Raw genomic sequence first — 11897 nt, 5'->3', positions numbered from 1 at the left:
GGGTTACGCTGAAAATGCGGAACCCTTATAGCTCACCAGGGTTACGCTGAAAATGCGGAACCCTTATAGCTCACCAGGGTTACGCTGAAAATGGGGGAACCACGTTCCCCCATTTTCAGCGTAACCTTGTTGCTCCTCCCCGCCTGTGGTACAGTATACGTGCCAGGATCATAGAGAGGCAGGGCAAATGATGGTCTATCGGATACCAATGCTGCTCGTAGTGTGGGCGCTGCTGCTCGTCGGGTGCGGCGGGTCTGTCGTTGTGACGCCGTCGCCAACCGCAGTGCCACCAACGCTCGCCGTCGCTACCGCTGCGCCAACTGCGACGCCAGCGTTGCCAACCCCCGAGGTTGCCGCCACCCCAACGCTCCCGCCTCGACCAACTGACCTACCTGTGCCACCAACCGCCACCGTCGCCCCACCGGCAACAATCGCCGAAAGTCGTACCGCCGAGGGCTATCATGTGCTTGGCGATCCTGAAGCCCCAGTGACCCTGGAGATGTTTTCCGATTTTCTCTGAACGGCCTGTGCACTCCACGTGTTGGAGACTGAGCCACAACTGATCGAGCAGTATATCAAGACGGGAACTGTGAAACTGGTCTATCGCCATCTCGTCCAGCTTGGCGATCGCTCGCTGCGGCTTGCCGAAGCCAGTGAATGCGCCGCCGACCAGGGCAAGTTCTGGCCAATGCGTCAGGCAATCTATGCGCGCTACAATCAGATCCTCTTTGACACCGAGCAGGAACTTGCCGCTGCCGCTGCTGACGCCGACGTAGACCTCGCGCAACTCAACGCCTGCCTCGACGCCGCAACGCATCGCGCTGCCGTCCGCGCCGATCACGACGCTGCCACCGCCGAGGGCATTCGTTCACGCCCGGTCTTTCGCCTCGGCGAACGTACCCTGATTGGCGCGCAGCCCTTTACTGTCTTTCAAGATCTGATTGCCCAGGCTTCAGGAAGTTAGGAGCAGACCTCGATGCAACGCAACAATCTCTTCTTGCCACTGAGCCTCATTTTCACCGGGGTTGTCTTGCTGCTCATCTTAGTGAGTGGCACGATCTCAGGTATGACCTCAGCTCAAACGACGACACCAACGTCTACGATATACCCTACACAAACAGCACAGAAAATTCAGACACAAACAGCACAGCGTATTACTGATCTGACAGCAACAGCCGCCTACCCTTTGACGAAAACACCAGAGAGTCAGACGCAAACCGCACAAAGCTTGCCCTCCCAAACTCCTACCAGAACCGCCACCCAGGGCGGAGCAGGCGGCGGCACAATGAATGAACCTACGGCCACCCCAACCCGAACCAATACACCAACGGCCACCCCGGTAAACAACGGGAACCCAACCGCAGCATCCACCTCCACGTTGACATCAACACCAACGGCGACCGGAACCCCCAATGGCGGGGTTGCCACCATCACGCCCACCAGTCTCCCTGATGGGATCGAGATCCTGACCTGCTTTGCCCAGTCCACCGTCGAGTTGACGGGCGAAGCCGAGCCCAATACGGCGCTGCTGCTCTACTTCAACAGCCGCCCGGTTGGCGGGGGCTTCTCGCGGGCCGACGGACGGTACAAGCTCAACCTGAAGATCGGTGACGAGCGGCCAGGCACCCACATCGTCGAAATCCGCGAACGCGACGGGCGCGACCTCGTCCGCCGCCTCGCCTGCGACATCCCCGCCCCACCCACCCCCATCGTCCCATAACAGTAGCCTGAAAGCGTTTCTTGCACGAAAAAAGCCAGCTTTGCTGGCTTTTTTCGTGCAAGAAACGCTTCCTGAATCGCAGGCCCTCACCCCCGTGGCAGGCAGGCGGGCGTCAGCCCGCCAGCCTGCCACGAAGAATCACCTTCTCTACCGTGACTTGGTCAAGAAAATCGACATCGATGTCAGCCCCAGATCCTGGTGCATCAGGTACTGTCAGGGTGCTATCGGCATTGAGCACAAAGGGATTGGTGACAATGTCACGGGCAAAGTAGCGCGCACTGGCACTGATGTCACCCGGCAAGGTGAAGTTCGGCAGGCTCGCCAGCGCGACATTTGCGGCGCGGCCAATGCCCGTTTCGAGCATGCCGCCGCACCAGACGGGCACGCCAGCCGCTGCCGCCATGTCGTGGATCTGACGCGCTGCGTGCAACCCTCCAACCCGACTCGGCTTGATATTGATCACGCCACACGCCCGCAACTCAAGCGCCCAGCGAGCGTGATCGGGCGAGACAATGCTCTCATCAAGACAGATCGGCGTCTGCACGATGCGCTGCAACTTGGCATGATCAACGATGTCATCGTGGGCCAGGGGTTGCTCGATCAAGAGCAGATCGTACGCATCGAGTTTCGCTAGGTGCGCCGCGTGATCAAGCGTATAGATGCTATTCGCATCAACTTGCAACCGCAGATCAGGCCACGTCTCACGCACAAGCCGCGTTGGCTCAAGATCCCAGCCCGGCTTGATCTTCAGTTTGACCCGCTGATAGCCCGCCGCAACATAGTCGCCGACCACGCGCAGCAGCGTATCAAGATCGGGTTGCACCCCCACACTGACCCCCACCTCGACGCGCTCGCGTTGCCCACCCAGCATCGCCCGCAGGCTCTGCCCGGTGGCCCGCCCAAAGAGATCCCACACCGCAAACTCAAAACCAGCACACGCCATGCGATTGCCGCGCACGCGAGCATAGACCGCTGACACATCCTCAGGCTGCGTCAATTCAGACGCCAGCAACATCGGGGCCAGATGCTCCTGGGCCATCACCCAGGCGGTACTGCTCGTCTCCTCGTTATACCAGGGGCCAATTCCGACTGGTGACTCGCCCCACCCAACGATCCCATCGGCCTCAACTCGCACCAGCAGCGCATGGCTCGCCAGTTCACGCCAGCCACTCGTCTCAAAAGGGGCCACATACGGCAATGCAATCCGCCGAAGCTCAATCTGCTCAATCTTCATACGGCAACCTACAAACTCCCATCTAAACGACTCTGCACATACGGCATATGGACACGCCACAACGGCTCGATCTGGAACAGCTGCGGCCAGAGTTTCCCCGTCACAAAGAGGCGCTTGCCTTCGGCATCATAGGCGATGCCATTCAACACTTCGGGTGATCGCAAGCCCGGCGGATTCGCGGGCAACAGATCGCGCAACTCGCTGAGGTCAAGATAGGCTTTGACCTGCCCGGTCTTCGGATCGATCCGTGCGATCAGATCAGAAAACCAGATATTGGCATACACATCGCCTTCAATATATTCGAGTTCATTGAGACGTGGTACCAGACCAAGGCGATCATACACCTCAACCTGATCAACCACCGTGAGTTCACCCGTTTGCAAGGTTACCTCAGGATCAATAACGTAGAGATTAGCCGTGCCATCACTCATGATCAGGTGCGTGCCATCAAACGTCAGCCCCCACCCCTCTAGCGGGAGGCTGCGGCCCTGAGGAGGATAACGAAAACGATCTACCTCACGAAAATCAGCGCGGTCATAGACAAAACCGGTGCGCTCTTGCCAGGTCAACTGGAAGATCAGGTCGCCAACAAGCGCAATCCCCTCGGCAAAATAGTTTGACTCGAGCACATGCGGCTCACGCACCTGTGTCCCATCAAGCGCTACTTCACGCAGAGTCGAAACCCCATACAGCCCCGTACTCTCATAGAAACGGTCATCACCGTGGTAAACCAACCCCTGGGTAAAGGCCTCGGGATCGTGCGGATACGTCGCCACGACCACCACCTCAACCACCGGTGCCCCGCTGCGACGGATCACATCAGGCAGCACCTGGGCCGTCCGATTGATTGGCCCAGAATCGGGCAGGGTCAACAGATCCGTCTCAGGGGTTGGCCTTGGCGATACGACAGCGGAAGGAGCAGCAAGCACCGTAGGCGGCTGCGCAAGCACCGTCTCCTCAACCGTCGTGGTACAACCAGTCGTAAGGAGCAGCACAACAAGCAGCGCAAGGCATTGTCGCAGAAGCGATCGACGTTTCACCAGAACCTATCCTGACCAATCTTTGAAGCGATAGCAGTCCTATATCTGTCGCATCATACCATATCTCCCTGCGTAGTAAGGCAATTGCCTCTTCCGAGCGTTCACACTTCCCCTGGGAGCGAGGGCGTCCCGCCCTCGGGAGGCCCGCGAGGGCGGGACGCCCTCGCTCCCAGGCTTGCCTGTTACCCATGTACTATGGCACCTCGAGTTGACAAATTATCACCCCACGTATGCACATCTTGCCCTGAAACCAGAGCGATCCAGGCTACCATGAGATGCACAGGTCATGTCAACAATTATGGTGGAGACCTTGGCAGACTATCGCGAGCCAAAGGAGGCACGCTATGGGCTATACAACAATCAAAACCGCATCTCACCACGTTCCCGCCGAATACGAAGTACGCTACTATATGCGCACACCGGCTATCACCCTCAACATTGCCGCACCACTCAGTGATGCCCTTGCCTTGATGCGCGAGCACGATGTACGACGCCTCCCCGTAGTGGTTGATACCGGCGAACTCCGTGGTATGATCACCCAAGGCGATATTCGCGGTGCCGATGTCATGCGCGTCGCCGGGCTTGACCCCCTCGACATTGCGCACGCCTTGCGCCATGTCAAAGTGTACGAGATCATGACTGAAGATCCGATCGCGATCACCCCCGAAACAGGCATTCGCGAAGCTGCAATGCTGATGATCGAAAATAAGATCGGTGGGTTGCCGGTCGTTGATGATCAAGGCCGCGTCATTGGCATCATCACCGAAAGCGATCTCTTTGAGACCCTCGTGCAGCAACTCGATAATCATCTTGCCTGACGGTATCCGTTGTACGGGCGATGGTTTTTTGACGCAAAGGCGCTGGTTTTTTGACGCAAAGGCGCGAAGGCGCTAAGATTTGATTAATCTCTATGCGTCGCTTTACGCCTTTGCGTCAACATGGGTCAACCTTATTTGTCTTGACCCCTACGTCGTTTCGCCCCTATCGGAGATAACCCGTGGATCAACGTGAGCAGATACGCCTCACCAGTCTGGCAAGCAGCGCTGGCTGAGCGTCAAAGTTGGGGCCGGGTGCCCTTTCCAAACTGTTAGCAACCCTGCAACTGCCAGCGAGTCCCAATCTGTTGATCGGGTTGGCCGTCAGTGACGATGCGGCCGTCTATCAACTCGACGCGCAGACGGCGCTTGTCCAGACGGTGGACTTTTTTCCGCCAATTGTTGACGACCCCTACACCTTCGGGGCCATCGCGGCGGCCAATGCACTCAGCGATATCTATGCGATGGGCGGGCGACCGATCCTTGCGCTCGCCATTGCGGCTTTCCCCGACGATCTCGACCCGGCGATCGCCGCAGCGATCTTGCAAGGCGGGGCCGATAAGGCTGCCGAGGCAGGCGCCGTCGTTGCTGGCGGCCATACCGTGGTTGACCGCGAGCCAAAATACGGCCTCTGTGTCACTGGTCTCGTTGATCCGGCGCGTATTACCGCGAAAGTCGGTGCGCGCCCCGGCGACCGTCTTTTGTTGACCAAACCACTCGGCACTGGTCTCATTACCACCGCGCTGAAACGCGGGGCCGCGCCAGCCGAGCACCTCGAAGCCGCCGTTGCCAGCATGCTCCGGCTCAATCGCCGTGCCGCTGAATTGAGTGCCACGGTTGAAGTCCATGCCGCGACCGATATTACCGGCTACGGCTTGCTTGGGCACGCCGCCGAAATTGCCCGGCGCAGCGCGGTTGGCCTGCGCATCGAAACGGCGAATCTTCCCCTGCTCCCCGGGGCCCTCGAAGCCGCCCGCCAGGGGTATGTCCCCGGTGGCTTACGGCGCAATCGCGAGTACCTCGAAGGTGAAGGCTACGTCCACTACAGTGCCTCGATCGAAGAAGCAATCCGCCTGATCCTCTTTGACCCACAGACCTCGGGCGGCCTGCTGATCGCCCTGCCTCCCGCTGCCGCCGCACAACTCCAGGCCACTTGTGCAACGCACGGCGAACCATGCTGGGCCATCGGCGAGGTCATCGCCACGCCGGGCATCGAACTTCGCTAAGCCCGTATCAGGGGGTTTTTCCCCTATCTGTGTGACAAACTCCTCTCGCTGAGACAACCATACTTCGCTATAGTAAGACAAGATTTGCGAAAGCGCCTTTGAACGTGACCGTTGGAGTGCCGACTTTAGTCGGCCTCAGCCGACTAAAGTCGGCACTACGGCGGGCGCAAACGGTCAAGTGCCTACGAAACTTGTCTAACGTATAAAGCATAAGGATACAATGACTATGGGATCAACAGATTCGCGTCGCATGAAGCAGGCCAGTCAGCGCAACGGAACCCTGGAGACCCGTGGTATTTTGGGAAATCTTTCGCATGGTGTAGCCACAATCATCGCCGTAGTGATTACCGTCGGCACAGTTGCCACGGTTGCTTTCTCGCTTGATCGCCTCTTTGCCAGCTTCGGGGTCTAAACATCAACCCCGTAAACTATGAGGTCGCACGACAAAACGCCAACAGAGTTGGCGTTTTGTCGTGTAGAACAAGCTACGCTATAATCAATGCGTGAGCATACGCATCCACATCCTCCCACCTGAAATGCCCCTGCACCCTTCAACTGGGGTGCAGGTTGGTTATGCGATCGTAACGATTGCGGCTGATGCAGGTGGTGCCGCTCTGCCGATCAACTGGGCCATCGTGGCTGATGCTAGTCGGTCGATGCGCATCCCGATTGTGAGTGAGGCGCAGTTTCGCGATCTCGTGCGGGCCGGTGGGGCCGAAGAAGTTCTCGTTGATGGGGTGCCCGTCTGGCAACTGACCACCTCGGTGCCCGAGGCGATCCGTGCCTCGGCACCGAGTGCGCTCGATCATACGGTGCGGGCGCTGCATAGCATTGTTGAACGCCTCGATCAGGCTGATCAGATCGCCCTGATTGCCTCGACGGAACAGGCGATGCTGCTCGTGGCAACCAATGGGGCCGAACGCGCTTCCGTTCTTGCCGGGGCGTCGCGGCTGGCCAGCCTTGATCCCGGCGAAACAACCGATCTGGCCGCCGGGATGCGCCTCGCCCTCGCCCAGATTGGACAACATCGCGATGGCGTAAGCCGGATGATGCTCTTGACCGACGGCTTCACCCGTGATGGCGAGGCGTGTGTAACCCTCGCTCGCGAAGCTGCCGCCCGTGGCATCAGTGTCAGTACCCTTGGGCTCGGTGGCGAGTTTCAGGATGAACTGCTCACCCGTATCGCCGATCTCAGCGGCGGTCGGGCAGTCTATGTCCGTCAGGCCAACGCTATTCCCGCTGCCGTGGCGGCTGAATTGGAAGCCGCCCGCCAGGTCGTCGTGCGCTCGCTGATGCTCACCTTGACACATATGCCCCAGGGCACCGTCTTGCGCTACGTGACCCGCCTCAGTCCGAGCCTGGCCCCCCTGGAGTGGGAAGAAGATCCGACGCAACGACGCATCCTGCTCCACCTCGGCGACCTTGAACGTGACACGCCTGTGCGCTTGCTGTTCGAGTTTGTGGCCCCACCAGCGCCCCTCCGCCCACCCGTCGAAGGCGCACGGGTACGCCTCGCGACCCTGACTGCACAGAGTGGCAGCGCGCATGTTGCGACGAACCTTGTTGCGCAGTATGCTCGTCACACGCCCCTTCCAGCCATCCTTGATGCCGCCGGACGCGCCAGCGCCGTGCGCCTGCAACGCCGTGCTGCGGCAGCGATGACGGTGGGCGATCATGCCGGGGCAGCCCAACTCTTGCACGCAGCGGCTAGACGCTTCGTCGATCTGGGAGAAACCGGGCTTGCCGAAGCGTGTCAGCATGAAGCGGCACTGCTTGCAACGACGGGGCAGGATAGTGGCGCAGGAGCCCGGGCCTTAACCTATGCCACGCGACGGCTGGGTGAGTACGAAGCCTAAACTTCCGTACTGACCACACAATTGCGTCCGGCAGCCTTCGCCATATGCAAACGACGATCGGCCTCGGCAATGACCTGCTCGAATTCCTCCTCAAGCATGGCCGCATCAAGGGCATGATCACCATCGTGGCGCTCGGAAGAGGGCAACGTGATATTCAGCCACGCCGACGCTTCAACGACCCCCAGGCTCAACGTGATGTTCATCTGCGGATGCAGCGCCTGCCAGTTGTACTCTTCGACGGCAGCCCGAATCTCTTCAGCGCAAGCACGCCCATCTTCAAGTGACGTATCTGGCAGCGCAAGCAAGAATTCTTCACCGCCATAGCGCGCCACAAGATCAGACGACCGCGAAGCATCGCGCATAATATCCGCGACGGTGCGCAAGACAGCATTGCCCACCAGGTGCCCCCACTGATCGTTGACCAGTTTAAACTGGTCAAGATCGGCCATAATCACCGTTAGCAACCGGCCTTGCCGATGCATCTGCGCAAGGAACTCGAGGCCACGGCGACTGGCATACCAATGATTCGTCAGTAACGTGAGGCCATCCTCGTTGGCCTCACGCTCAAGATCACGCTTACGCTCGGTTAGCGCTTCAAACATCATGCTCGTGCCCGAACCAGGGCCGTGTACCGTTACTGGAGGGAGATGGAGCATAAGTTGATCGATAAACCCGACCAGATTATCATTCATCTCGAGCGTTACCATTGCCCCACGGGCGAGGGCCTCATGCGCCTCAGCCTGATGAAAGACCAGCGCGATCAAGGGCGTACCTTCGGGACACTGCTTCCAGATCGTCCATGCTTGCTCGTCAGCCATATCGGCAATCATCAAGACAGGGTCAGGCGTGCGCGCCAGCAAGCCCTGAGCCGCAATCACATCGGCGGCGATCAACGGGCGATAGCCTTGATGACGCAGACTAGTGCTTATCGAGTCACGGAGCAAGTCACGCCCACAGATCAAAAGTGCGGCAGGCCGACGCCCCCCACGGCGCTCGAGAGAGGCCGCCTGATGCGCAACCCGCTGATCAATCACATAGCTGCTGCCTGAAATATGTTTGGCCGCATGTTTCAAGTCAGCTGCAACCCTACTCATCGCATCAACACTCGCAAAGCGCTGACCACTATTATTGACCACCGCGATCGAAAGGCTGAGCATCCCAAATTGACGCGGAACCCCCTGGCGGTCAACACTACGTAAATAGCCCCGTTGCAAATCGACCGCATCATACAATTCGCGGACTCGCGCATCAAACGTATCAATAATGCGCTGGCACAACGCTTCTCCGCGCCCACCATAGTGGATCAACGCAAAATCGTCACCACCAATATGGCCAAGGAAGTCTTCGTGGGGCGCAACTTCGGTCAAGACGCTGGCGAGCAGATGGATCGCACGATCACCACGGGCAAAGCCATACACATCATTGAAGGCCTTGAAGTTGTCGAGATCAACATAGAGCAAGGCAAACGCAACACCTTGTTGCATTTGCCGTTCCAACTCAGCGATTAACAAAATATTGCCTGGCAGACCAGTCAGAGGATTACTGACTGGCAACGTGGCCGCCCGCCGCAAATGCCTGCGAATCCGGGCTAACAGGATTTCAAGATCATACGGCTTGACAATATAATCATCAGCGCCCGCGTCAAAGCCAACCACCACTTCGGAAGAGGCACTCCGCGCAGTCAAAATAAGCATTGGGAGATGCGACGTGCGCGTATCATTGCGCAACTGCCGAATCGCTTCAAAGCCATCCATCAATGGCATCATTAAATCAATGAGCATCAGATCAGGAGGATTCTCCTGCGCCATACGTACCAATTCATCACCATTACTCGCAGTACGCACTTCGTATCCCGCATCCTGCAACGTCTCGCGGAGCAGGAGCAGAATGGAGGGATCGTCGTCGGCGATCAAAATCTGGATTGGACGTGTCATACGTAACTCTACATACGAACTAATTATCGCTCCTTTACAGCATACCACATTGTTGCCACCAACTCTATAGTCCATCAGTCCATCAGCAGGGCGATTGCATCTTCCGTGTATGCACCCCACCAGGGCACCCGCAAGGGGTGCCCGTACAAGGCCGGGGGGCGGGCCCGGTGTAGGGGCACCCCTTGCGGGTGCCCTTGCGGGTGCCCTTGCGGGTGCCCCTACAGGGCCGGGGGCCGCCGTGTGCGCCGCTGGTTGCATGCACATGCTGCCACAGAGAGCGTATGGTTGTATCCGGTTTCGTATGATGCAATCGCCCTGTGAGCATTCGTGAGGCTGCCCCCACGAATGCCCACCTGATGGTATAATAGGAGTCTATGCCAGTGCAGCAAAGCCTGGTTTCTTGTCATGAAATAGCTCTTCTACAGGACATATACAAGCTATGGCGATCTTCAGTGACCTTGGGCTGAGTGAAGAACAACTCACAGCCATCCATGAACTCGGCTATGATGAGCCGACCCCCATCCAAGAACAAGCCATTCCGGTCGTGATGTCAGGACGTGATGTGATTGCTCACGCCCAGACCGGAACAGGCAAAACCGCCGCCTTTGCCCTGCCAATTATTGCCCGCATCAAACCCGAAAAGGTGCCCCAGGCGCTTATCCTAACCCCGACGCGTGAACTGGCGATGCAGGTCGCCGAGGCGTTCTTCCGCTATGGAAAGCACGCCGAGGTTCGCGTGGCACCAGTCTATGGCGGTCAACCCATCGAACGCCAGCTCCGTGCCCTCAGTCGCGGCGTACAGATCATCGTTGGTACCCCTGGACGCATTATGGATCATATGCGCCGTGGCACCCTGGCGCTTGATAACATCAGTGTCGTTGTGCTTGATGAGGCTGATGAAATGCTCGATATGGGTTTTGCCGAAGATATTGAATATATTTTGCAGCAGACCCCTGCCGAACGCCAGACGGCCCTCTTTTCCGCAACGATGCCCTCCAGTGTGCTCGATCTCGCCCTGCGCTATACCCGTGATCCGCAACGCATCAGTGTCGTCAGCGAAACCCTGACTGCGCCCCGTACCAAACAGGTCTACTACGAGGTCTTGCCCCGCGAAAAACTTGATGCGCTCTGTCGGGTGCTTGACGTGGAAACTCCCGGTTCGGCGATGATCTTTTGTCGCACCCGCGCCGAGGCCGACCACCTGGGCGAGAGTCTCCAGGGCCGTGGCTATCTGGCCGAGGTCATCCACGGTGATCTGAGCCAGGCGATGCGCGAGCGGGTGATGAAGCGGTTTCGTGAGGGCCAGGCTGAGTTGCTCGTCGCCACCGATGTGGCCGCCCGTGGGCTCGATATTGCCGATGTGACCCACGTGATCAATTACGATGTCCCCGGTGACCCCGAGAGTTATGTCCACCGCATCGGGCGTACCGGGCGGGCTGGACGTACCGGGCTCGCGATTTCGCTGATCACCCCGCGTGAACGCCGCCAGATCCAGACCATTGAACGGACAACCCGTTCACACATTCAGCGGATGAAATTGCCCTCGCTGGCCGATGTTGCCGCACGTCGTCGCGAGGCTTTCCGCGAGGCGTTGCGCGAGGTGCTCGCCGCTGGGAGCCTCGATCCCTATGTGCTGATGGTCGAAGAGATGGCCGAGAGCCACGAAGTGACCGATCTTGCCGCCGCAGCGTTCAAGTTGCTCCTCAACGAGGCTGAACAGGAAGATACGCTGGTGTCGGTCGAGGGTGATGGGGCCGGGACGGAACCAGGGATGACCAGGCTGTTCCTTGATGTCGGTAGACTTGATCGCGTTCGACCGGCCGATATCGTTGGCGCTATCGCCAATGAGATTGGCATTCCTGGACGGCAGATTGGCTCAATTGATATCTACGACCGTTTCGCCTTCGTCGAGGTGCCAAGCGAACACGCGCCCCGCGTCGTCCGCGGTCTCGGAGGCGTCAGTCTTCGCGGCAAGCCGGTGCGCGTCTCGTTCGCCAAACCACGGGGGTAGTTGCAGAAGGTGTTCGCACCGTCCTGTGAGCACGGGCAGGCCGCCCGCGCTCCTAGGGCGG

10 protein-coding genes and 1 pseudogene are annotated in these 11897 nt (G+C 58.8%); 8 read left to right on the top strand and 3 right to left on the bottom strand.

Translation table 11 applies throughout. From position 1 onward, the window contains the following. The first annotated feature begins 187 nt into the window (after positions 1-187). The 3 genes and pseudogenes from EYB53_RS00640 (at position 188) to EYB53_RS00630 (ending at position 1720) form a co-directional block, all read left to right on the top strand. Positions 188-520 (top strand): hypothetical protein, encoded by a 333-nt coding sequence (locus tag EYB53_RS00640; RefSeq protein ID WP_135475648.1) that lies wholly within the window; start codon positions 188-190, stop codon positions 518-520. A 15-nt stretch (positions 521-535) separates the two neighbouring features. Next, positions 536-964, top strand: a pseudogene (locus EYB53_RS00635) (DsbA family protein); the annotation flags it as partial. A gap of 321 nt (positions 965-1285) precedes the next feature. Further along, positions 1286-1720 carry a hypothetical protein gene (locus EYB53_RS00630; RefSeq protein WP_135475644.1) on the top strand — a complete coding sequence of 145 codons (435 nt, stop codon included), beginning with the start codon at positions 1286-1288 and terminating at the stop codon, positions 1718-1720. Positions 1721-1832: 112 nt separating this feature from the next. Here EYB53_RS00630 and menC read toward each other — a convergent pair whose 3' ends face one another. Further along, positions 1833-2954, bottom strand: coding sequence for an o-succinylbenzoate synthase (gene menC / locus EYB53_RS00625; protein ID WP_135475642.1), 1122 nt, complete (start codon positions 2952-2954; stop codon positions 1833-1835). 8 nt (positions 2955-2962) lie between these two features. Further along, the gene (locus EYB53_RS00620) at positions 2963-3994 is read right to left on the bottom strand and encodes a glutaminyl-peptide cyclotransferase (protein WP_205712547.1); all 1032 of its coding nucleotides are present in this window, start codon (positions 3992-3994) and stop codon (positions 2963-2965) included. Between the two features lie 344 nt (positions 3995-4338). Between EYB53_RS00620 and EYB53_RS00615 the strand changes: the two genes are divergently transcribed. The 4 genes from EYB53_RS00615 to EYB53_RS00600 all read left to right on the top strand — a co-directional run bounded on the left by EYB53_RS00615 (position 4339) and on the right by EYB53_RS00600 (position 7891). Beyond that, positions 4339-4812: a CBS domain-containing protein gene (locus EYB53_RS00615; RefSeq protein ID WP_135475640.1), complete on the top strand. Its 474-nt coding sequence runs from the start codon at positions 4339-4341 to the stop codon at positions 4810-4812. Positions 4813-4991: 179 nt separating this feature from the next. Then, complete coding sequence (gene selD / locus EYB53_RS00610) at positions 4992-6035, top strand: selenide, water dikinase SelD (RefSeq protein ID WP_135475638.1); 1044 nt, start codon at positions 4992-4994, stop codon at positions 6033-6035. Positions 6036-6261: 226 nt separating this feature from the next. Continuing rightward, complete coding sequence (locus EYB53_RS00605) at positions 6262-6447, top strand: hypothetical protein (RefSeq protein ID WP_135475636.1); 186 nt, start codon at positions 6262-6264, stop codon at positions 6445-6447. A gap of 91 nt (positions 6448-6538) precedes the next feature. Continuing rightward, entirely contained in the window at positions 6539-7891 is a 1353-nt protein-coding gene (locus tag EYB53_RS00600; protein ID WP_371879045.1) for a VWA domain-containing protein, read from the top strand. On the opposite strand, the gene EYB53_RS00595 is transcribed toward EYB53_RS00600, so the two are convergent. After that, the gene (locus EYB53_RS00595; RefSeq protein ID WP_167857174.1) at positions 7888-9825 is read right to left on the bottom strand and encodes a diguanylate cyclase; all 1938 of its coding nucleotides are present in this window, start codon (positions 9823-9825) and stop codon (positions 7888-7890) included. The genes EYB53_RS00600 and EYB53_RS00595 overlap by 4 nt on opposite strands. 439 nt (positions 9826-10264) lie before the next feature. Between EYB53_RS00595 and EYB53_RS00590 the strand changes: the two genes are divergently transcribed. After that, entirely contained in the window at positions 10265-11836 is a 1572-nt protein-coding gene (locus EYB53_RS00590; RefSeq protein WP_135475634.1) for a DEAD/DEAH box helicase, read from the top strand. Positions 11837-11897 lie beyond the last annotated feature (61 nt).

The sequence above is a fragment of the Candidatus Chloroploca mongolica genome, from assembly GCF_004762035.2.
Lineage (GTDB): Bacteria > Chloroflexota > Chloroflexia > Chloroflexales > Chloroflexaceae > Chloroploca > Chloroploca mongolica.
The sequence above is the reverse complement of the archived record's forward strand: the minus strand, read 5'-3'. Positions and strand labels throughout refer to the sequence as shown.

Excerpts from the sequence above, each read along its gene's own strand:
- EYB53_RS00640 (WP_135475648.1), top strand. The coding sequence starts at position 188 with ATGATGGTCTATCGGATACCAATGCTGCTCGTAGTGTGGGCGCTGCTG.
- EYB53_RS00630 (WP_135475644.1), top strand. The coding sequence starts at position 1,286 with ATGAATGAACCTACGGCCACCCCAACCCGAACCAATACACCAACGGCC.
- menC (WP_135475642.1), bottom strand. The coding sequence starts at position 2,954 with ATGAAGATTGAGCAGATTGAGCTTCGGCGGATTGCATTGCCGTATGTG.
- EYB53_RS00615 (WP_135475640.1), top strand. The coding sequence starts at position 4,339 with ATGGGCTATACAACAATCAAAACCGCATCTCACCACGTTCCCGCCGAA.
- EYB53_RS00605 (WP_135475636.1), top strand. The coding sequence starts at position 6,262 with ATGGGATCAACAGATTCGCGTCGCATGAAGCAGGCCAGTCAGCGCAAC.
- EYB53_RS00595 (WP_167857174.1), bottom strand. The coding sequence starts at position 9,825 with ATGACACGTCCAATCCAGATTTTGATCGCCGACGACGATCCCTCCATT.
- EYB53_RS00590 (WP_135475634.1), top strand. The coding sequence starts at position 10,265 with ATGGCGATCTTCAGTGACCTTGGGCTGAGTGAAGAACAACTCACAGCC.